20 protein-coding genes and 2 tRNA genes are annotated in these 20,848 nt (G+C 69.8%); 10 read left to right on the forward strand and 12 right to left on the reverse strand.

Annotation, left to right across the window (positions count from 1 at the left end):
* Positions 1–54: 54 nt before the first annotated feature.
* Positions 55–2,412, reverse strand: a complete 2,358-nt coding sequence (locus tag QZ483_RS03290; RefSeq protein ID WP_297081563.1) for a phosphatidylglycerol lysyltransferase domain-containing protein — start codon at positions 2,410–2,412, stop codon at positions 55–57.
* Positions 2,413–2,642: 230 nt separating this feature from the next.
* Between QZ483_RS03290 and QZ483_RS03295 the strand changes: the two genes are divergently transcribed.
* The 4 genes from QZ483_RS03295 to QZ483_RS03310 all read left to right on the forward strand — a co-directional run bounded on the left by QZ483_RS03295 (position 2,643) and on the right by QZ483_RS03310 (position 4,909).
* Entirely contained in the window at positions 2,643–3,518 is an 876-nt protein-coding gene (locus QZ483_RS03295; RefSeq protein ID WP_297081564.1) for a DUF3566 domain-containing protein, read from the forward strand.
* A gap of 98 nt (positions 3,519–3,616) precedes the next feature.
* Positions 3,617–3,690: transfer RNA gene (locus QZ483_RS03300), tRNA-Ile, on the forward strand.
* A gap of 136 nt (positions 3,691–3,826) precedes the next feature.
* Positions 3,827–3,902, forward strand: a tRNA-Ala gene (locus tag QZ483_RS03305).
* A gap of 143 nt (positions 3,903–4,045) precedes the next feature.
* Positions 4,046–4,909, forward strand: coding sequence for a hypothetical protein (locus QZ483_RS03310; RefSeq protein WP_297081565.1), 864 nt, complete (start codon positions 4,046–4,048; stop codon positions 4,907–4,909).
* A gap of 9 nt (positions 4,910–4,918) precedes the next feature.
* On the opposite strand, the gene glpK is transcribed toward QZ483_RS03310, so the two are convergent.
* Both glpK and QZ483_RS03320 read right to left on the reverse strand, forming a co-directional pair.
* Positions 4,919–6,418 carry a glycerol kinase GlpK gene (glpK, locus tag QZ483_RS03315; protein ID WP_297081566.1) on the reverse strand — a complete coding sequence of 500 codons (1,500 nt, stop codon included), beginning with the start codon at positions 6,416–6,418 and terminating at the stop codon, positions 4,919–4,921.
* A 139-nt stretch (positions 6,419–6,557) separates the two neighbouring features.
* Positions 6,558–7,523, reverse strand: a complete 966-nt coding sequence (locus QZ483_RS03320) for a sugar-binding transcriptional regulator (RefSeq protein WP_367117080.1) — start codon at positions 7,521–7,523, stop codon at positions 6,558–6,560.
* Positions 7,524–7,636: 113 nt separating this feature from the next.
* On the opposite strand from QZ483_RS03320, the gene QZ483_RS03325 reads away from it, so the two are divergent.
* Positions 7,637–9,292, forward strand: coding sequence for a glycerol-3-phosphate dehydrogenase/oxidase (locus tag QZ483_RS03325; RefSeq protein WP_297081567.1), 1,656 nt, complete (start codon positions 7,637–7,639; stop codon positions 9,290–9,292).
* 117 nt (positions 9,293–9,409) lie between these two features.
* Here QZ483_RS03325 and QZ483_RS03330 read toward each other — a convergent pair whose 3' ends face one another.
* Complete coding sequence (locus QZ483_RS03330; RefSeq protein ID WP_297081568.1) at positions 9,410–10,510, reverse strand: hypothetical protein; 1,101 nt, start codon at positions 10,508–10,510, stop codon at positions 9,410–9,412.
* A 49-nt stretch (positions 10,511–10,559) separates the two neighbouring features.
* On the opposite strand from QZ483_RS03330, the gene QZ483_RS03335 reads away from it, so the two are divergent.
* Together QZ483_RS03335 and QZ483_RS03340 are read left to right on the forward strand one after the other, a co-directional pair.
* Positions 10,560–11,096: a peptidylprolyl isomerase gene (locus QZ483_RS03335; RefSeq protein WP_297081569.1), complete on the forward strand. Its 537-nt coding sequence runs from the start codon at positions 10,560–10,562 to the stop codon at positions 11,094–11,096.
* Between the two features lie 142 nt (positions 11,097–11,238).
* Positions 11,239–11,934: a rhomboid family intramembrane serine protease gene (locus QZ483_RS03340; RefSeq protein ID WP_297081570.1), complete on the forward strand. Its 696-nt coding sequence runs from the start codon at positions 11,239–11,241 to the stop codon at positions 11,932–11,934.
* Between the two features lie 182 nt (positions 11,935–12,116).
* Here QZ483_RS03340 and QZ483_RS03345 read toward each other — a convergent pair whose 3' ends face one another.
* Entirely contained in the window at positions 12,117–12,368 is a 252-nt protein-coding gene (locus QZ483_RS03345) for a cell division protein CrgA (protein ID WP_297081571.1), read from the reverse strand.
* A gap of 122 nt (positions 12,369–12,490) precedes the next feature.
* Here QZ483_RS03345 and QZ483_RS03350 point away from each other — a divergent pair, with 122 nt between their 5' ends.
* The 3 genes from QZ483_RS03350 to QZ483_RS03360 are packed head-to-tail and all read left to right on the forward strand — an operon-like array spanning position 12,491 to position 14,081.
* Entirely contained in the window at positions 12,491–13,297 is an 807-nt protein-coding gene (locus QZ483_RS03350; protein ID WP_297081572.1) for a class E sortase, read from the forward strand.
* Entirely contained in the window at positions 13,294–13,458 is a 165-nt protein-coding gene (locus QZ483_RS03355; protein ID WP_297081589.1) for a hypothetical protein, read from the forward strand. Before QZ483_RS03350 ends, QZ483_RS03355 begins: the two co-directional genes overlap by 4 nt.
* On the forward strand, positions 13,455–14,081 hold the full coding sequence (locus QZ483_RS03360) for an aminodeoxychorismate/anthranilate synthase component II (protein WP_297081573.1): 627 nt from the start codon (positions 13,455–13,457) through the stop codon (positions 14,079–14,081). The genes QZ483_RS03355 and QZ483_RS03360 overlap by 4 nt, the downstream gene beginning before the upstream one ends.
* Before the next feature lie 110 nt (positions 14,082–14,191).
* On the opposite strand, the gene QZ483_RS03365 is transcribed toward QZ483_RS03360, so the two are convergent.
* The 7 genes from QZ483_RS03365 to QZ483_RS03395 form a co-directional block, all read right to left on the reverse strand.
* A complete protein-coding gene (locus QZ483_RS03365) occupies positions 14,192–15,070 on the reverse strand; it encodes a prenyltransferase (protein WP_367117081.1) in 879 nt (292 codons plus the stop codon).
* Positions 15,067–15,414, reverse strand: coding sequence for a hypothetical protein (locus QZ483_RS03370; protein ID WP_297081574.1), 348 nt, complete (start codon positions 15,412–15,414; stop codon positions 15,067–15,069). The genes QZ483_RS03365 and QZ483_RS03370 overlap by 4 nt, the downstream gene beginning before the upstream one ends.
* Positions 15,411–15,752 carry a lycopene cyclase domain-containing protein gene (locus QZ483_RS03375; RefSeq protein ID WP_297081575.1) on the reverse strand — a complete coding sequence of 114 codons (342 nt, stop codon included), beginning with the start codon at positions 15,750–15,752 and terminating at the stop codon, positions 15,411–15,413. The genes QZ483_RS03370 and QZ483_RS03375 overlap by 4 nt, the downstream gene beginning before the upstream one ends.
* A complete protein-coding gene (gene crtI / locus QZ483_RS03380) occupies positions 15,749–17,407 on the reverse strand; it encodes a phytoene desaturase family protein (RefSeq protein ID WP_297081576.1) in 1,659 nt (552 codons plus the stop codon). The genes QZ483_RS03375 and crtI overlap by 4 nt, the downstream gene beginning before the upstream one ends.
* Positions 17,404–18,303: a squalene/phytoene synthase family protein gene (locus QZ483_RS03385; RefSeq protein WP_297081577.1), complete on the reverse strand. Its 900-nt coding sequence runs from the start codon at positions 18,301–18,303 to the stop codon at positions 17,404–17,406. Before QZ483_RS03385 ends, crtI begins: the two co-directional genes overlap by 4 nt.
* Positions 18,300–19,370, reverse strand: a complete 1,071-nt coding sequence (locus QZ483_RS03390; protein ID WP_297081578.1) for a polyprenyl synthetase family protein — start codon at positions 19,368–19,370, stop codon at positions 18,300–18,302. Before QZ483_RS03390 ends, QZ483_RS03385 begins: the two co-directional genes overlap by 4 nt.
* A 398-nt stretch (positions 19,371–19,768) precedes the next feature.
* Positions 19,769–20,704 carry a PASTA domain-containing protein gene (locus QZ483_RS03395; RefSeq protein ID WP_297081579.1) on the reverse strand — a complete coding sequence of 312 codons (936 nt, stop codon included), beginning with the start codon at positions 20,702–20,704 and terminating at the stop codon, positions 19,769–19,771.
* Positions 20,705–20,848: the final 144 nt, after the last annotated feature.

The raw sequence follows: 20,848 nt of genomic DNA on the forward strand, positions 1-20,848 counted from the left end.
CGTCTTGGGGAGGGCCGATGCGGTGGAGGACTGGGCGGGCCAGGCGCGTGAGCGTCAGTCGCCCGGGCGGGCCGCCGCCTTGATGAGGTCGGCGGCCGATGCGTCGGGCAGGTAGGCGCGCAGGATCGCCAGGGTGACGGCGGGCAGCTGCGCCTCGTCGCGGTAGCACAGGTACATGGGCACGTGCTCGGGCTTGAACTTGGCCTTGAAGCGCTCGAGGCTCGCGAACCCGTAGTACGGCTCCATGCGGTCCGCAAGGATGTCGAGCATGCGCTCGACGCTCGACTCGACCTCGCCCGAGTAGGACAGCGGCGCGCACGACAGTGAGATGAACTGGTAGCCCGCCTCCTTGAACTCCAGCGCGCTCGAGGCGATGAGGAACTCCATGACGCCGCTCATGACGCCGTCGTCCAGGCGCCTCTTCATGATGTCGATGGTCCAGCCCACCACGTCGCCCCCGCGGTAGACGGGCATCCAGCTGGTCATCCCGTGGACGGTGCCGTGCTCGTCCACGGCGACGTGCATGATGACGTTCGGGTCGGCGGCCTCCTCGAGCCCGCCCAACGTGAAGCCCAGCTCCGGGAGGGACTTGTCACCCGCCCACTGCGCAGAGATGGCCTCGAGCTGGTCCTTCATCCCGCGCGGCGCCTCGTGGAGGTGGACCGTGCGCATCGTCACGCCCTCGCGCTTCGCGCGGTTGATCGCGCTACGCACGTCCTGCCAGGCCTTGCCCTTGAACTCGAGCTCCGGCAGGTGGATGACGGTGTCCTCGGCGACCTGCAGCGAGCCGTACCCATGCTCCGCGAGGAGGTCCCGGAGCGCGGGACTCGCGGCGAAGTACGCCGCCCGCCACCCGTGGGAGCGGCACCAGTCGCGGAACTCCTCGATCGCGGCGGCGACGGCCTCGGGCTCGCCGGCCGGGTCGCCGAGCACCACGGCCGTTCCCCCCTCGAGGCGGTAGCCGATCGCCACGTCGCGAGACGAGCTCACCCAGTGAGTGATGCCGTCCCAGCGGGCCATGTACCCGATGGAGGTCATGCCCGCCTGGTTCTGAAGTTCGATGAAGCGGTCGCGGTCGCCCTGCTCGGCCTCGGGCCGGCGCGAGCTCAGCAGCAGCCCGGCGATGGACGCGGCGATGACGAGGTACCAGACCACGCCGATCGCGGATAGCAGGACCCGAGTCGCCGTGGTCTCCGGCTGAAGCCCGTCCTCGGAGTCGCCGAGGATCCGCATGAAGGAAGTGCCGATGGCCTCGCCCCACGTGGGCTGGTGGTCGAACGAGGAGCCGAGCGCCATGATCGCGGTGCTCGTGAACACCACGGTCGCGACGGCCGCGATGCCGATGCGTCGCCAGATGCGGCCGCGGTCGCCGGGCGCTGCCTTCACCGAGAAGTGTCGCCGACCCAGCAGCAGCGTCGCGGCCAGGGCCACGTCCAGCAGCAGGCCGACCGCGAGCGACCATGACGGCACCAGCACCATCGCCAGGATTCCCGCCAGCGCAGTCACGACGACGGCGACCGTGACCACCCACCACGCGAAGCGGCTCCCCTTGTGCAGCGCGTACGCGACCACGAGCTGCAGGATCGCGATACCGATGTCGCCCAGAAGCGTGGTCTCGGAGACCTCCGGGTTGCCGAACGACAGGATTCCGCCCTCGCCGGGCCACACGTGCGACAGCAGTGAGTGCAGGGCGGAGAACACGACGAGCAGCGCGGCCAGGTCGCGCGTCTCCTGAGCGCCCAGCCGCCACTCGACGCGCTGGAACGCCCGGCCCGCGACCCAGGGCCCGACCGCCAGGCCGGCGATGAACGCGAACAGGTGCGTGAAGTCCCAGACCTCCCCCGCCCACAGCAGCATCGCCACCAGGTACATGAACAGGCCCACGCGGAGACGGCGCCTCCACAGGAGCGGCATTGCCGCGCTCACGGCTCCCACAGCACCAAAGGCCGCGTTCGACAGACCCACGTCGGATACCTGGGCATACTCATTCGCCCACGGAACCGACGTGCCGCTCAGCGCCCAGAACAGCCCAGCCGCGGCGGCGACCGCGACCATGTGGGCGCCGAACGTCACCACGAGCATCCGCAGCCACCCGAAGCGGGCCTCGAGGTATCCCGCGCCCGCGACGAACAGGATGAGGATCAGCGGGTACATCCACGGCGTGGGAGAGATCAGCGTCCCGCCCAGGATGGTCCACCAGCGTCCCTCCTGGAAGGAATCGAGGCCCCAGCCCCAGGTGTCGATCAGTCCGGACTCCTCCGCGGGTGTCCACAGCGCTCCGCTCACGATCCCGGCGATGAGCACGACCGCGGCGACGCCCAGCGTCACGGGGATCGCCTTAGCCGCGGTGAGGGCCTTCCGCCACGGGCTGGTCGCGGCGTCGTCCTGCGTGATTCCAGGTGCGTCGTTCATGGCTCCACGGTAGCGGCGGGGCCGGCACGGGGCGGGGGGACGCGACGGCAACGGCCGTCCGTGTCGGGAGGGCCGATGCGCGGGAACCTCTCGCGCCCTGTGAGACGTTCGGGTACGGTAGGCCGGGTTGCGGTCGGGTCCGGTGATGACGCCCGGCGACCCCGCTCTCACCGGCCTCAAGTACCCTTGTCACCATGCCCGTGCGGCCGCACGGGCGAAGAGGAGATGTCATGAACGCGGACAACCGCGGCTCGACGAGCACGGGCTCGACCTTCACGCCGCAGCCGGCGTCGGGCGCCCCGGCGACTGGAGCGCGCCCTCAGCGCTCGTCGCTGCGACCCATCACCAGCGAGGTCCCTGCGGGCCAGGCGGGAGCGCCTGCGCCCACCTCGGCCCAGCAGTCGACCCAGAACGCCCCGTCCCCGTTCGCACCCGTGAATGCTCCTGTCACCGACGCGCAGCCGACCACCGGAGCTCAGCCCACCTCCGGAGCTCAGCCCACCTCCGCCCCCCAGGCCACCGCATCGGCTCCCCCGGTCACCGGGACGCAGCCGGTGACGGGCACTCAGCCGGTCACCGGCACCCAGCCCACCACCGGCACCCACCAGTCCTTCACGGGCGGTGCAGCGGCGGGAGTCGGCGCAACTGTTGGCGTGGGCTTCGACAAGCTCAAGGGCTTCGCGGCCAAGGCCAAGGAGGACCTGACCGCGGGCGACGACATCGCGGCGTCGCAGCACCGTGGCGGCCCGCGCAAGGCACGCGTGCTGCTGTCGCGCATCGACCCCTGGTCCGCGCTCAAGATGGGCTTCCTGCTGTCGATCGCGCTCGGCATCATGATGGTGGTCGCGGTCTACGTGATCTGGAACACTCTCAACTCGCAGGAGCTGTTCGCGCTCGCCAACGAGTGGGTCCAGGACCTGTTCACGGCCGAGAGCCAGGTCAACATCATGCCGTTCTTCGAACTCAACCGGTGGATGGCAGCCGCGACGCTTCTCGCCGTGGTGAACGTGGTGCTGCTCACGGCGCTCAGCACCCTGGGTGCGCTGCTGTACAACACCGTGTCGCGCGTGGTCGGCGGCGTGTACGTCACCCTGACGGACGACTGATCCGAGCGGCCGGCGTGCGCCCGGGCCGCGGGGCGGAGTCAGTTTGTTCCGCCGCGTCCCGGTGCTGTATTGTTGGTCGCCGCGGCATTCGCCGCAACGGGCCCATAGCTCAGGCGGTTAGAGCGCTTCGCTGATAACGAAGAGGTCGGAGGTTCAAGTCCTCCTGGGCCCACCGAGGTGGTCGAATGAAGAAGATCGTCATCCTCGTCGCAGCTGTTGCGGCGGCGGCGCTCGTGTACGGGGCCCTGGCCCGTGACGCGAAGCGGGACATCTGGGATGATGTCCATCACGAGTTCTGACCACCACCGGGGGCCTTGGCGCAATTGGTAGCGCACCTGCTTTGCAAGCAGGGGGTTGCGGGTTCGAGTCCCGCAGGCTCCACCATCTGACTCCGCGCTGCGGCGCATGCCGCGATCGCCGCCGCTACGGGATGCACGAACTGCGGTCCCGGCTCGAGCGGGAGCACCTCCAGCGATGCTGACCTACGGTGGAACTGTCCGTCCCTGGCGCTCGCAAGGAGACTCCCCATGAGAATCGCCGCGATTGCGACCGTTCTTGCCCTCGCCCTCACGGCATGCTCCGGCGGGAACGACCAACCGGCGGCGAGTCCCTCCGACGACGCGACCGGCGCGGCGACGGCTGTCGCCGAAGACGCGTCGGGCGACGTCGAGCGCGGTCCCATCTGGATTGTGGTGGACGGCGAGGAGCACGCGCTCGAGGCCGATCTGTGCTTCCTGGGTGATGACGGTGTTCGCGAACTGTGGGCCTACGGATCCGGGGGCTTCCCCGCGTTCTCCGTGTCCTCTCTTCCCCCCGACTTCGTCAGCGTCGAGTACACCGGCCCCGAGGGCGCCGCGAGCTATCGGACCAATGACGCCAGCGCGGTCTCGCTGGACGTCACCGACGGCGGCGCGACGGGCACCGCGATACTCGCGTCGCTGTCGGGCCAGGACGATCCGGTGACGATCGAGTTCGGGTTCGAATGCCTGGAGCAGGACCCCGTCCAGGCGGATGGCGACGACGCATCGGACGATGCGGACGCCGATGCGGACGCCGGTACGGCAGCCGGCGGGGAGTCCACCAAGAGCGGGTACGTGGAGTGGGCCGGCGCGCGCAGCGATCTCACCGACGAGGACTTCGATCCGTTCGCAGGCACCGGCCTGTGCGAGACGGAGGACGTCACCGGCACCGAAGGCGACGACTACTTCCGCATCGTCACCACCCTCGACGATGGCACGGACTTCAGCCTCACGTCCCGCGACGGCCTCGTGCTGGGCGACACGTTCGACCCCATCGAGACGAGCATCGCGGACCTCACCAAGAGCGGGGGCACCGTCTCCGGCAGCGCGGATACGCCCACGGGTCCCCTGAACTTCAGCTTCACCTGCTGAGCACGGCCTCTAGTCCACCCACCCGAGCGAGCGGTCGACTCCCTTGCGCCACGCGGCGTATGCACGCTTGCGCTCGTCGTCGGTGACGCGAGGCTCCCAGCGCCTGCCCTCCCGCCACAGGCCCCGAAGCTGGTCCAGCGAGCCCCAGAACCCCACTGCCAAGCCCGCGGCGTACGCCGCGCCCAGAGCCGTCGTCTCCGACACCTCCGGTCGAATGACCGGGACCCCCAGCGCATCGGCCTGCAGCTGCATGAGCAGGTCGTTCACCACCATTCCGCCGTCCACCTTGAGCTCGGTGAGCGGCGTGCCCGTGTCCGCCACCATCGCGTCGAGCACATCGCGCGACTGCCACGCCACGGACTCGAGGGACGCGCGGGCGATGTGCGCGGGGCCCGAGAAGCGGGTGAGGCCCAGGATCGCCCCGCGCGCATCGGCCCTCCAGTGGGGTGCCAGCAGGCCGGAGAAGGCCGGCACCACCACCACGCCGCCGGAGTCGTCCACGCTCGCCGCTAGCGGCTCGACGTCCGCTGCGGTGCCGATGAACCCCAAGGAGTCTCGTAGCCACTGCACGAGCGAGCCCGTCACCGCGACCGAGCCCTCGAGCGCGTAGGCGAGCTCTCCCGACTCAAGCTCGTACGCGACCGTGGTGATGAGTCCGTTGTCGGAGAACACGGGCTCGCGGCCCGTGTTCAGCAGCACGAAGTTGCCGGTGCCGTAGGTGTTCTTGGAGTCGCCCACGTGGAACGCGGCCTGGCCGAACGTCGCGGCCTGCTGGTCTCCCAGGACGCCGGTGATGGGAACCTCGCGCAGCAGGCTCGAGCGGGACGCTCGGCCGTAGGCGTCCGAGGACATGCGGATCTCCGGCAGGCACGCGCGCGGGATCCCGAACAGATCGAGCATCGTGGGCGACCACTCCCGCGAGCGCAGGTCCATGAGCAGGGTCCGCGACGCGTTGGTCACGTCCGTCGCATGCACCCCGCCGTCGACGCCGCCCGTGAGGTTCCACACCAGCCAGGAGTCGATCGTGCCGCACAGCAGCTCACCCCGCTCGGCACGCCCCTGACCGTCCTCGACGTGGTCGAGGATCCACCGCAGCTTCGACGCGGAGAAGTAGGCATCGAGCGGAAGCCCCGTCACCTGGACGAAGGCGTCACGGCCGTGCTCGTCCGTGAGCCTGTCGATCAGCGGCTGGGTCCTGGTGTCCTGCCAGACGATCGCGGGATGCACGGGACGGCCGGTCGCCGGGTCCCACGCGACCACCGTCTCGCGCTGATTGGTGATCCCGATCGCGGCGACGTCCAGACGCGTGATGTTGGCGCGGGCGAGGGCGAAGCCCACGGCCTCGCGGACGTTCTTCCAGATCTCCTCGGCGTCGTGCTCGACCCACCCCGGCGCGGGGAAGCTCTGCGCGTGCTCGAACTGCCCGGAGGCGACCACGGCCCCCCGCTCGTCGAACACGATCGCGCGGGTGCTGGTGGTGCCTTGGTCGATCGAGACGATGGTCGTCACGGGAGCTCCTTCGGTCCAGTGCGGCGGTGGCCAGGCGCGCGTGGCCGTGCTCTTGGCAACCTACGCGGCTTGACGGCCCTGGTGCCACCCGTCTGCACAGACGTGCGGCCGGCTTCGCTGCCCACGCGAGAGGCGGCCGCTACTTCTCGACCAGGCGGCGCGCGAGCTCCTCGTCGACGACGAGGTCCGTGGCGAGACCCGCGGCGAGTGCGCCACGGACACCCGCGAGCTTCTGCGATCCCGAGGCCACGCACAGGCGCCTCGGGATCCGTCGCAGCAGCGTCAGACGCGGGCCGCTGCTGCGCGCGTTGAGCTCAATGTCCTCCGAGGTGCCGTCCTGACGGAAGAACACCGTCGCGACATCGCCCACGGCGCGGGCGTCCTTGAGGCTGCGGTAGTCCGGGGCCGCGAGGTAGCCGCCGATGTACACGTGGCTCGGCACCTCCGAATACGGGGAGCCCACGCCGAAGATCGCCAGGTCCGCCCGCGACTGCAGCTCCAGGAGGCGCCTGATGCTGCGCTCGCGCCACAGGGCATCCTTGGTGGCCGCGCGGTCGAAGAATGCCGGCACCGGGAACTGCTGGACGCGCGCACCGTAGGCGGTGCCGAAGCGCTGCAGGATCTCCGATGAGTACTCGATGCCCGTGTCCTGGGTATTGCCCGCGCCGTTGAGCTGCACGATGGTGGTGTTGCGCGTGGGCTTGGACGGCAGGTGCTTGCTGATCGCGCTGAGCGTCGAGCCCCACGCGACCCCCACCACCATGCTGGACTCCACGTAGCCGCTGAACAGATGCGCGGCCTGCACCGCGACGCGCTCGAGACGGTCGACGTCGGGGATGCCGTCCGGGATGGGCACCACGTGCGGCTCGACGCCGAACCTGTCGCGCAGGCGCGCCTCCAGATCACCCGCGTGGCGGTGCGGAGCGCTCACGCGAATGTCCACGATGCCGGTGTCGCGCGCGTGCGCGAGCAGGCGCGACACTGACGACCGGGACACGTCGAGCTCCTTGGCGATCGTCGCCATGGTCTGGTCCTGCAGGTAGTACAGCTGCGCGGCCCTGAGGGCGCGCTGATCGCGCTGCCCTTCCGGCGTCTCGTCGCGCACCTCGACCTCCTGTGCACAGATGTGCAGTGTTCTTGCACCTGTTCTCTTCCCGTGTCGATCATAGGCATATGGACATTCGTGGATCCTCGAGGATCGTCGGCTCGCGTGACATCGTGCCTACGCAGGTCCTCGTGGTCGGGGGCGGCATCAACGGCGCCTCCGTTTTCCGCGACCTCAGCCTGCAGGGAGTCGACGTGATCCTGGTCGAGCGCGGCGACATCTCAGCCGGCGCATCGGCCGCCTCCAGCCACATGGTTCACGGGGGCCTGCGCTACCTCGAGAACGGAGAGATGCGGCTGGTCCAGGAGTCCGTGCGCGAACGCAACTCGCTGCTCTACACCGCGCCCCATCAGGTCGCGCCACTGCCCACCACGATCCCGTTGCGCCGCGCATGGCCCGGTCTGCTGTCCGCTCCCCTGCGGGTGATCACGCACCGGCGCGGCCGGGGTCGCCGCGAGCGCGGCGCGCTGCTCGCGAAGCTGGGCCTCACCCTGTACGACTCCTACTCGGGCAGCGGCCGGCGCATGCCGCGCCACGAGTTCGCCGGACCGGCCGCCGTGCGCGAGCGCTTCCCCAACATGGACCCCGGCATTCGCTACGCCGCAACCTATTTCGACGCCTCGGTGGGGCAGCCCGAACGCATCGCGCTCGAGCTGGTGCTCGACGGGGCGGAGGCGAACCCCGGATCCGCGGCCTACACGTACACCGAGGCCGTCGGGGCGTCGCCCGACGGCGTCCGCGTGCGCGATCTGATCACCGGTGAGGAGGCCGTGGTCCAGGCAGAGGTCGTCATCAACGCCTCGGGCCCCTGGACCGACCTCACCAATGCCGCGCTCGGCACGCCGAGCGCGTTCATGGGCGGCACCCAGGGCTCCCACATCGTGGTGGACAACCCTGCGCTGCTCGACGCGACGGGCGGTCACGAGATCTTCTTCGAGCACGCCGACGGGCGGATCGTGCTGATCTACCCGCTCCACGGCCGCGTGATGATCGGCACCACGGACACTCCCGCCGACCCTCGCGGGCCCGTGCGGTGCAGCGAGGACGACGTCGACTACTTCATCGACCTGGTCGGACATGTCTTCCCCGACATCCCCGTCGAGCGCGATCAGATCGTCTACCGCTTCGCGGGCATCCGGCCCCTGCCGCGCACCGACGGCGCCGCGCCCGGAGAGCTGTCCCGGGACTACCGGCTCGAGCAGCGCCAGGACTCCGCGGGACGCCTGCGCATCGACATCGTGGGCGGCAAGTGGACCACGTTCCGTGCGCTGGGCGAGCGCGTCACCGACGTCGTGCTCGAGCATCGCGGCGAAGTGCGGCGGCGGCACACGCTCCACGAGCCGATCGGCGGCGGCAAGCGCTACCCGCGCACCGGCGACGATCGTGAGGCGTGGATGAGCGAGCGGCTCGGCGACCTCGCTGACGGCCGCCGGCGGGTACTCTTCGCGCGGTACGGGACGCGCGCCGAGGACGTCGCCGCACACCTGCGCGCCGGTCACGACACCCCCATCGCTGGCGACCGCCTGAGCGTGCGCGAGGTCGACTTCATGGTGCGTCACGAGCACGCGCTGCGCGTGACCGATGTGGTGCAGCGCAGGACCGCGCTCGCGTTCGCGGGCGCGGTCTCGCGAGGGGTCATCGAACAGGTCGCCGGTGCGATGGCTGGCACCCTGGGGTGGGACGATGCGCGGGTCGACGAGGAGATCGACGCGTGCGTAGCGACGCTCATCGACCAGCACGGTGCGCGCCTGGCGCAGGACTGCGCCTGAGGTTCAGGGCGTAGCGCTCGGCAGCCCGCACGGCGGTCCCGGACGGATGAACCCGGCCCTGGACGCACGAGGGCCCCGGTCCGTGGGGACCGGGGCCCTCGTGCTCGGCGGGGCGCGCTACTTGGCGGAGCCGCCGGACTTCTTGGGCGTGCTCTTCGCCGCTGTGGACTTCGACGACGTCGACTTGGACGCCGTCGACTTGGCGGCGGTCGGCTTCTTCGCCGGTGTGGACTTCTTCGCGGCGGCGTCGCCGGTCTCGTCCTCCCAGACGTCCTCGGCGTCATCGATGGTGCTCGTGGCGGCGGCGGTCGCTCGGTCGCGTGCCCCGTCCATCGACGCGCGCATCTTCGACGCCTCTGACGCGGCGGACTCCTTCACCTTGGCCGCGCTGGCGCCAGCCTGGTCCGCGAGCTTCTTGCCCTGCTCGAGAGCGACGTCCTTGGCCTTCTCGACGTAGGGAGCCGCCTGCTCCTTGGCCTTCTCCACGTAGGGACCGGCCTGCTCCTTCGCCTTCTCGTACGTGGGCCCCGCCTTCTCGCCCACGGCGGTCGCGGCGGCGGTGGCTGCCTCGCTCGCCTTCTTGGCGGCGTCGATCGCCGCATCCGTGGCCTTGTTGACGTTGTCGCGGAGCTGCTGCTTGAACGTCGCGTCCTCGGCGAGCTCCCACTCCTCGTCCTCACCTGCCCACTCGTCGCGGCCCGGGTCGCGACGGGCCCACACCACCAGCGCGGCGGTCGCCGCGCCCACGAGCGCGAGCGGGATGAGCACCTTGCCCCACGAGCGGCCCTTCTCGGCCGGCTCCTCGGCGGCGTGCTCGACGGCGCTGACGGCGGCAGGGATCGCGGCGCCCACGATCGCGGCGTGGGCGATGTCCGCCCAGCGCGTCGCGGTCACGCCGGCCTGGCGCACGTAGGGCTCTGCCTTCTGGGCACCCTGGTGGTAGGCCTTCTTGGCGCGGGGCGTCGCCCACGCCTTGGCCTTGTCGTACTGAGGGCCCGCCCAGGCCTTGGCCTTGTCGTACTGGGGTCCGGCCCACTCCTGGGCCTTCTTGGCGGCCTCGGCCGCGTGAACCGCAGCTTCCTCGGCCTTGTTCTTCGCAACCGCGGCGGCCTCCTGGGCCTGAGCGCGATACTGCTCAACGTCGATCTCGTCCAGGGCCTTCTTCGTGCGTCCCACCGTGATGCCTCCGTGATTATCAGGGGTCTCCTGCTTCACCATCTTGTCACTTACCCCTCTCTAACGCGAGGGGCATGCGAGAATAGTCCGCATGATTGCAACCCTTGAGACCACCGCAGGTGACATCCGCATCGAGCTCATGCCGAACGACGCTCCCGTGACCGTCAAGAACTTCGTGGGACTCGCCACCGGCGAGAAGGAGTGGACCGACCCGGAGACTGGCGACAAGAGCACCGAGCCGTTCTACAACGGCCTGGTATTCCACCGAGTCATCTCCGGTTTCATGATCCAGGGAGGCTGCCCCGAGGGCACCGGCACCGGCGGCCCGGGGTACACCTTCGACGACGAGATCCACCCCAACAACCAGTTCTCCGAGCCCTACCTGCTCGCCATGGCGAACGCCGGCAAGCGCCTCAATCCCATCACCGGCCAGCCGGCGGGGACCAACGGCTCACAGTTCTTCATCACGGTGGGTGCGACCCCGCACCTGAACCAGGGCCACACCATCTTCGGCAAGGTCGCCGACGACGAGTCCAAGGCCGTCGTCGACAAGATCGCCACGACCCCGGTGGACGGCCGCGACCGTCCTCTCGAGGACGTGATGATCACCAACGTCACCCTCGCCTAGGGGACGCGTGACCCAGCCTGCCGGCGCATCGGCCCCCACCTGTCCGCGCCACCCCGACCGCGTCTCCTACGTGCGATGCCAGCGGTGTGAGCGCCCGGCGTGCCCGGAGTGCCAACGGCCGGCTGCGGTGGGGGTGCTGTGTGTGGACTGCCTCAAGCAGGCGCAGTCGCAGGCGCGGCCGATGCGCTCGCGGCTGGGGTTCACGATGTCCGCGGGGCCGCCCCTCGCGACATTCGTGCTCATCGGGCTCAACGTCGCGGTGTTCCTGCTGGGCCCGGTGCTCCTTGGCGACGCGTGGCCGGGGGCGTGGGCGCTGTGGCCCGAGGCGACGCCTATCGAATCTGCGGCATTCATCGACGTGGGCACCGAGTGGTACCGGTGGATCACGGCGGGCTTCGTGCACTTCGGGCTGTGGCACATCGGCATGAACATGCTCGCGCTGTGGCAACTGGGGCAGTCGCTCGAACCGGCGCTGGGAAGGTGGCGTTTCGTCGGTCTGTATGCCGGCTCGCTGCTCGGCAGCTCGGCCGCGGTGCAGATTATCGGCACGGGTGGACAACTGACGGCCGTGGGCGGCGCGTCGGGTGCGATCTTCGGGCTCCTCGCCGCGTACGGCGTGGTGCTGAAGCGCCTGCGACTGCCCTACACCTCGGTGCTGGTGATCGCGGCGATCTTCATCGGCGGACCGCTGGTCTCCGAGCTGATCCCGGGCTTCGCCTTCTTCTCCGGCCTGTCCTGGCAGGGCCACCTGGGCGGCGCGGTCGCCGGCGCGATCATCATGCTTGCGATGTTCCGCGGGGTCGACCGCCGCGAGAAGGCGACGCGCGCGGCCACCTGAGTCCGCATCGGCCCTCCCCACGCAAGCGAAATGGATCCAATTCGCGCATGAGCGGGGCGGGTGAACCACACCCGTGTGGTTATCCCCAGGACCGTCCCCAGATGTGAATGACACGGGTGTAGTTATCCCCGAGTGTGGAGATCCCTGGGGATAACTACACCCGTGTCATTACGGGTGAGCGGCTACTTCCAGCGCGTCAGGAGCAGCATCGCCGCGCCCATGAACACGAAGCCCACGAGCAGGTTGAGGTCGCCGATGGGCAGCGGCCACTGCGCCTTGGTGATGTAGTAGACGACGATCCATGCCGGACCCAGGCACAGCAGCGTGATCGCGGTGGGCAGCAGCCACTTGGGGTTCTCAGACTCGGGCTTGCCGATGTTCCGAGGCGCCTTGTAGACCTGCTGTCCGTCCTGCTTCTTCTTGCTCTTGGCCACGCTGGTGTCTCCATGCTCACTCGGCGCTCGCATCGTGCGGGCGTCTCTCTGCCCACCAGGGTACCTAGGAGTCGACCGGGACTCTTTCGCGCGCACGCCGCTCGCGTACGCTGGTCACCACCATGAGCGCGCCAGCCCCCACCTCGCAGGCCGCCGGCGGCCGGCCCCCGGCCCACGCCGTTGACGGCGGCGCGCGCCTGAGCGTCATCGGGGTCCTCGGCGAGCTGCTCATCCTCGCGGGGGTGCTGCTGGGGCTGTTCGTGCTGTGGCAGCTGTTCTACACGGACATCCAGGGCGAGCGCGCGCAGCAGGAGGTCGTCGACAGCCTCGAGTGGGTGGACAGTGATGTCGTGGCGGGAGTCTCCGCGGACGCGTCGAACGGTCCGGAGACCATCCCGGATGACCTCAAGTACCTCGACGTCGACCCGCCGGTCATGGACTATCCGGACTTCACGGAGACGTTTGCGACCATGATGGTGCCGCGCTGGGGCGAGGACTACGTGAAGCCCGTCAGCGAAGGCGTCACGCGCGCAGACGTGCTCGACCCGCTCGGTATCGGCCACTACCCGGGCACCGCCCTGCCGGGAGAGATCGGCAACTTCGCGATCTCGGGTCACCGGACCACGTACGGGAAGCCCTTCAACGCCGTGGCGGACCTCCAGGTGGGTGACAGCCTGATCATCCAGACCGAGGACGCGTGGTTCGTCTACCACGTCGAGTCGTGGGAGATCGTGCAGCCCACCCAGGTCGAAGTCATCGCCCCCACGCCGAACGAGCCCGGCGTCGCGCCGACCGAGCGGTCGATCACCATGACCACCTGCCACCCGATGTTCTCTGCAGCGGAGCGCTGGGTGGTGCACGGCGCGTTCGACTACTGGGCGCCCACCGGCCACGGGGTGCCCGAGGAACTGGTGGAGGTGCCCGCATGATCTCGACCTTGATCTGGAATGCGCTGCCGGGGCCGGCGCTCGTGCGGGTGCTGATCCTGCTCGTGGTGATCGCGGCCGTCGTCTTCGCGCTGTTCGAGTACGTGTTCCCCTGGGTCTCAGAGGCCCTCAACGTCCAAGAGACCACCGTGGAGGAGACTTGACCCGCATCCTCGTGATCGACAACTACGACTCGTTCGTCTACACGATCGTGGGCTACCTGCGCCAGATGGGCGCGGAGACCGTCGTGGTGCGCAACGACGCTGTGGCGGACGCCGGTGACATCGACGACTATGACGGCGTGCTGGTCTCGCCCGGCCCGGGCACGCCCGCTGAGGCGGGCGCGTCGAACGACGTCATCCGCGAGTGCGCGCGCACCGGAACGCCCATGCTAGGGATCTGCCTCGGGCACCAGGCGCTCGCGGAGGTCTACGGAGGCGTGGTCTCGCACGCCCCCGAGCTCATGCATGGCAAGACCTCCGCCGTGACCCACGAGGGCGCGTCCGTGCTGGTGGGGCTCGCCTCCCCGTTCACGGCCACGCGCTACCACTCGCTCGCGGTCGAGGAGGGCACGGTCGACGACGCCCTCGAGGTCACCGCACGCACGTCCACCGGCATCATCATGGGCCTGAAGCACCGCGATCTGCCGCTGCACGGGGTCCAGTTCCACCCCGAATCGGTGCTCACCGAGGGTGGCCACCGGCTGCTCGCCAACTGGCTCGAGGTGTGCGGCATGCCGGACGCCGAAGGTCGGTCGGCAGGGCTCACGCCGCTGGTGCGGCAGTAGCGCGTCGGGGTCCGGGGGCCGATGCGCTGATCGCCCCGCGTTTCGACGTGTCCGCAGGAGAACGGTGGACGGTCGGCCAGCCCGACCACCGAATCAGCGCCCGGGGCGGTTCACAGCCAGCCGTTCCACTCCACGATCAGCAGCAGCGTCACCAGGAAGCCCACCGGCTGGTTGAGCCACAGGAACGTCCTCCACCCACGGTTGGCGTCCTCGCAGGTGGCGTCCGTGACGTTCCAGAAACGCGCCAGGGAGGCCGCGTAGGCGAGGGGCAGCAGTGCGGCGAGCACGCCGGGCCACGGCAAGAACAGCAGGAGGGCCGATGCGCCCATGTACAGCGCCGCGGCGAGACGGGTGGTCGCCCGGGCGCCGATGACCGTGGCGACCGAGCCGATCCCGCCGGCGCGATCCGCCCGGACGTCCTGCACCGCCCCGAAGGCGTGCGACGCCATGCCCCACAGGATGAACGCCGCCCAGACGGGCCACACGCCAGCGTCGAGGAGCGACACGTTCGCCAGCACCAGCGCATACAGGAGCGGCCCCACGAAGTGCAGCGCCGACGTCACCGAGTCCAGGAAGGGCTTCTCCTTGAACCGCAGGCCTGGCGCGGAGTAGGCGACTACACCGAACAGCACCAGGCCCAGCGTCAGCAGCGCCGCGAGGTCGCCCTGCGTCGCGAGCCACACCGCCGGTGGGATCACCGTGAGGGCGCTCGCCCACAGGATGGCGCGGTGGATGCGCGCTGCGGCCGCCCGGTCGCGGACCACGTCGCCCTCGACGCCGCCCTTGCGGGGGTTGGCGAGATCGGACTCGTAGTCGAACACGTCGTTCACACCGTACATCAGCAGGTTGTACGGGATCAGGAAGAACAGCGTGCCCACGATCAGCACCGCGTCGACCTCCCGCACGACCATGAGGTAGCCGGCGGCGAACGGGTAGGCGGTGTTGATCCAGGAGATCGGGCGCGACGCCCGCACGATCGCGGCGATCACGCAGAGTCCCCCGGCGATGTCCCGTCGGATGGCCGATGCGCGGGCGGCGCGGCCTCGGGCCGTCTCCTGCCGAAGAGTTCCCACAACGTAGGGATGAGCAGTACGGCGCCCACCGTGTAGGCGAGGTCTTCGATGGGCGCGATCGGCATGCGGACGCCGGAGATGAGCGATGCGTCGTAGTCGACCAGGCCCACGCCCACAATCACGTTGTCGAAGATGACCGTGAGGGTGAGCAGCACCAGACCCGTCGTCAGGAGCGGCCACCGGGGCAGGCGTCGCAGCACCGGTGCGCAGACGAGTGTGAGCAGGGCGATCACCGCCACTGACAGCACCACGTACGTCACGCACTCTCCTCTCGCGGGTGGTGACGTCTATCGTGCCACCGCGTCAGAGCGATCCATGCCAGCAGCGTGTTGTAGGTCAGCAGGGTGAGGAAGGCGACCTCCTCGACGGGAACCTCGGGAGCGATCACCCACCCCGTCATGTAGGGCGCGTCCCCGATGAAGAAGATCCCCAGGCCGACGCCCACCAGGTCCCACAGCAGGAAGAACGCCACACCGGCGACGAGTGTGAGCGCCGTGCGGCGTGCATCCGCGAACAGCGCCACGCGGTACCGCCAGTCGAGAGTGCCCAGTCCCAGGAGGCTCACCACGAGTGCCGCCAGGTACAGGTAGGAGGTCACGGGGCGGGCACGCTTCCGTCAGGAGCGGGAGCAGCGTCTGGCGCCGATGCGCCGCTGAGCAGCCGCGCGACGTCACCCAGGCGGTCGCGGCGCAGGGTCCGCGACAGGTAGCCCGCAGGCAGAGGTGTGTTCAGCGGCTTGACGCCCGTTTCGCCCAGCAGCCGCTTGGCGACCAGCTCCGCGGAGATCAGGCAGATCGGCACCCCGATGCCGGGAGCCGTGGATGCGCCGGCGTAGAGGAGATTGTCGACCTTGCCGGAGATGTTGCGGGGCCGGAACATCGCGGACTGGCCCAGCGTGTGCTCGAGACCGAGCGCCCCACCTTGGAACGCAGACAGCGAGCCGGCGAAGTCGGACGGCGTCAGCAGCGCCTTGACGCTGGTGCGCGCGCGCAGATCGGGGATCCGCGCCCACGCGCCCACCTGGTCGAGGTAGCGTCCCGCGTGCTGCTCCAGGCCCTCGCGGGAGGTGGGCGTGGCGCCCAGTGCAGGGTCCGCCGGGAACGGCACCAGCATGACCAGGTTCTCGTGCCCGTCGGGGGCGGTGCTCGGGTCCGTCGCGGAGGTGCGCGAGACGTAGACGGATGCGGGGTGCGGCACGCGCTGTTCGTCCATGATCGCGCGGAAGTTCGCATCCCAGTCGCGGGTGAAGAACAGCGAGTGATGCTCGAGCTCGGGCAGCTCGCCCTCGACGCCCGCCATGACCAGCAGTGCGCTCACGCCGGGCCGGGTGCGCCGCCAGGCGCGTTCGCTGCGGGTGCGGTGCTGCGGCTCGAGGAGGGCCGTCTCCGTGTGGTGCATGTCCGCGGCCGAGACCACCGCATCGGCCCTCACCACCTCGCCCGAACGCAGCTGCACACCCGTCGCCTGTCCGTCCACGACCGTGATCTGCGCGACATCCGCGTCCGTGCGCACCTCGACTCCCTCGGCCTCAGCCGCACGGAGGAGGGCCTCGATCACGGCGTAGAGGCCGCCGCGCGGGTAGCGCACGCCGTCCACGAGGTCGAGGTGGCTCATGAGAGAGAACAGCGACGGCACCCGCCCTGGCGCGGAGCCCAGGAACACCGCGTGATAGCCCAGCAGCTGGCGCAGGCGGGAGTCGGATACGCGCGAGCTGATGCGCGACTCGAGCGAGCGGGTGAGCAGACCGCCAAGTTCGGGCAGGCGGGGCAGCAGGGAGGAGTCGGCGACGGCGAGCGGGCGCTCGAAGGTCGTGTAGAGGAAGCGGTCGAGGGCCAAGCGGTAGAGCTCGCTCGCCTCAGAGGCGTACGCGGCGATGGCCTCGCCGTCCCCGGGGCTCCAGCGCTCGAACGTGGCAGTGTTGTCCTCGGGTGATGCGGTGACGTCGAGGATGTCGGCGTCGGCTCCCGGCTCCCCCTCGAAGAAGATCCGGTAGCGGGGGTCGAGGTCGATGAGGTCGAGCTCCTCGGCCACGTCCCGCCCGAGCAGATCGAAGAAGTGCTCGAACGCCTCGGGCATGAGATACCAGGACGGCCCCGTGTCGAACGTGAAGCCGTCGGCCTCGAGCCGGCCGGCGCGTCCTCCGACCTGACCGTGCCGCTCGAGAAGCGTCACGTCCGCCCCGCCGCGCGCGAGCAGCGCGGCGCTGGCGAGCCCGCTGACGCCGCCTCCGATCACCACGACGCGCCCGGTCATGCGGCTCCGTCCGGCTCGGTGGAGCTGCGTCCAGGGGCGACGAGGTTGCGGACGGCGAGCACGGCCTTGGCGGCATCCGGCACCCGGATGCGCTCGCGCGCCAGGTCAGCGGCCGGTGTGGCGGCGATGCGGTCGAGCAGTCGCTCGTAGATGTCCACGGTGGTGGCGACTCCCACGCGAGCAGGACGCGGCAGCTCCGGCAGGGTTCCGCGTGCCGCTACGAGGTCCGCTCGGCAGTCCGCGACCAGGACGGCGAGCTGGTCCTCCGAGAGCGAATCCGCGGTCACGCCGGGAAAGTACGAACGGCCCAACGCGGCGCTGTCCGCGCCGAGGTCCCTCAAGAAGTTCACCTTCTGATATGCGGCGCCCAGGCGGCGCGCGCTCGCGCGCAGGTGGTCGGGCATCGGGCGTGGCCCCATCCCCGTGTTCAGGAACACCGCGAGGCACATCTCGCCCACCACCTCCGCGGAGCCGTGGATGTAGCGGGCGAGGCTGTCATCGTCGTGCTCGGCCGTGTCCAGATCCATGCGCATCGAGGCGAAGAACGGATCGACCAGTTCACGATCGATGCCGACAGCCCGGGCGCTCGTGCCGAACGCATGGGCGACCACATTGGTCGAGAATCCGTGCGCCATCGCGCCGTGGACTTCTGCTTCGAACGTGTCGAGCTGCGCGCCGGCGTCGGACCCCCGATAGGTGTCGACGATCTCGTCGGCCACCCTCACCATGGCGTACACGGACTCGATGTGGCGCCTCATTGCCCCGGGAAGCAGGCGAGTGCCCAGCCCGAAGGACGTGGAGTAGTGGCGGATCACCTGCGCTGCTGCTGACTGAGCCGCGACGTCATACAGGTCGAGCGACGTCAGATCGTCCGCGGCCGGCTCCGCTGTGGTCATGAGGGGCGGCCGTCCAGCATGTCCACGACGCTGGTGAGGTAGCCGCTGAGCGGGGCGGGCACGCGCTCGCTCGCGATGCGCTTGGCCTGCCGGGCGTGACGCCTAGCGAGCTTCAGAGTGGCGTCTCTGGCGCCGGTGTCGATGAGGACCTGGCGCACGTGCGCCGCTCCGGCATCGGTCAGTGCCGGGTCTCCCACGTGGCGATCGAGAATCGCGCGCTGGAGCGGGTCAGCCTGGACGTGCGCGATGCGCATGAGCTCGGTCCGCTTGCCGGCGCGAAGGTCGGAGAGGTTGGTCTTGCCGGTCACGTCGGGGTCACCGAAGACTCCCAGGTCGTCGTCGACCAGTTGGAAGCTCAGACCCAGGGCAGTGCCGATGCGCTCGAGGTGGGCGATCATCGTCGGGTCGGCACCGGCGATGGTGGCTCCGGCGAGCAACGGCACCACGAACGAGTAGGTGGCGGTCTTGAGTTCCGCGACCGTGAGGGCGTCGGCGTCCTCCATCGAGGAGAGGTCGCCGCACATGTCCAGGAGCTCGCCGGCGATGGTCGCGCGGATCGCGCGGGTCACGAGATCCAGGGCGGCCAGGCGATGATGCGCCGGCAGCGATGCGCGAGCGATCATGTCGTAGGTGCTGGACAGGGCGAGGTCTCCGCTGAGCAGTGCGGCCGTCATCACATGGTCGTCGAGCTGCGCGGGAGGGAGTCTCCGTGCAGCGAGCTCGGCGCGCCGCGTGCCGGCAACATTGGGCCGACCGCGGCGCACCTCGTCATGGTCGAGGATGTCGTCGTGCACCAGCATCGCGGTGTGCAGCATCTCCATCGACGCAGCCACCGGGACAACGGCGTCGGCGTTGTCGCCGCCGAGCCCAGAGTAGGCCGCAAGCGTCAGGGCAGGTCGGAGGTTCTTTCCTCCCGCGAACTGCTCTCCCAGGCGCTGCCACAGACGCCGGTACTCCGCTCCCGACTGTGGCAGCTGCGCCGGCATTCCCTCGACGTGGGCGGTGAGAGCGGCGTCAACCAGCGACAGACGGGACCGCACCCACGCCTGGAGGTCCTGGGACGTCATCACCGGAGCCATGATGCTCCGGTCAACACTTGGTCAAGTCCCATGCATTCCCTGCCCATCGCGCTCCGCCCGCGAGGCATGCGGCCCTCATTCCGCCCCTGGCTCGACTCTTGCATGTCCGCGCTCCTCTGGCCATGCGGCTCGCGGGATGCGAACCGCCTCACCTCTACTTCCGGCCGAGGACGCGGTTTGGATGCACCCGCCCCGGGTCTTCTTGCACGAAGTGGGCCCGAGTCGCTCACCTAGGCCCTTAGACGAGCGAAATGGGCCCGAATCGCTCACCTCAGCGCTTAGACGAGCGAAATGGGCCCGAATCGCTCGTCTAAGCGCATAGGCGAGCGCGAATCGACCGCCGAGACCGCTCAGGGCCGATGCGTGGGCTGGCTCTCGTTCAGACGCTAGGGAGACGGGGTCACCGAGGGCTGCGGCTGAGGGCCGCGAGACAGCACCAGAGTCACCTGCGTGTCGGGAGCGACCTCAGTGCCTCCGTTGGGGTTCTGAGAGATCACCGAACCCGCGGGCACGTTGTCGTCGTACTGCTCCTGGCCGTAGGTGAAGCTCAGGCCCTGCGTGCCGAGCTGGCGCTCGGCCTCGGCCTGACCCAGGCCCGTGACGTCGGGCACGATCACGGTGGACGGGGCCACCGCGACGTCGAGCTGCACGGTCGAGCCCTGGGGCACGCGGCCCGGGCTCGGGCTCTGGCTCAGCACGGTGCCGGGGGCGACGGAGTCGTCCTCGACGTCGTTGACGTCCGGGATCAGACCCAGCTCGCGCAGGGTCGCCCGCGCTTCGTCCTCGGTGCCGCCGGTGACATCCGGCAGCTCGACCTGGCCGCTCGAGACGTACAGCGTGATCGCCGTGCCCGAGGCCACCTCGGTGCTCTCCTCGGGATCGGTCTTGGTGACGCGGTCCTGCTCGAGGTCGGGGTCGTCCTCCTGCTCGACCGAGCCCACGGTGAGTCCGGCCTCCTCGATGCGCGTGCGCGCGTCCTCCTGCGTCATCCCGCGCACGGAGGGCACGGTGACGGCGTCGGGGCCGGCGGACACGAACAGGGTGACGGTGGGCGGGCCGGTGGCCTCCGCCGTCGCGGTGGCCGCCATCGCGAGCGTCATCGCCTGCGCCTGCGCGTCCTCGGTCCACGTGAGCTCCTCGCCCACGGGCGGGTCGGTGCGGGTCACGAGGCCTTCATCGATCTCGGTGCTCGACTCCTGTTCGACCTCGACCAGGAAGCCCAGGTCCTCGAGCGCAGCCCGGGCCTCGTCCTCCTCCATGCCCACGACGTCGGGGATGGTCGCCGTCTGGGTGGTGGGCTCCTCCGGTCCGGAGTCGCGCATGAACAGCCACAGCAGCAGGATGATCGCGATGAGCGCGGCTGCGCCCAGCGAGATCCACAGGATGAGCTTGCGGCGGCGGGCGTCCTCCTCGTCCACGAGGTCGTGCTCGTCGGTGACGGCCACGTGTGCGGACTGAGGCGGGGG

This window comes from uncultured Demequina sp., assembly GCF_913055775.1.
GTDB lineage: Bacteria > Actinomycetota > Actinomycetes > Actinomycetales > Demequinaceae > Demequina.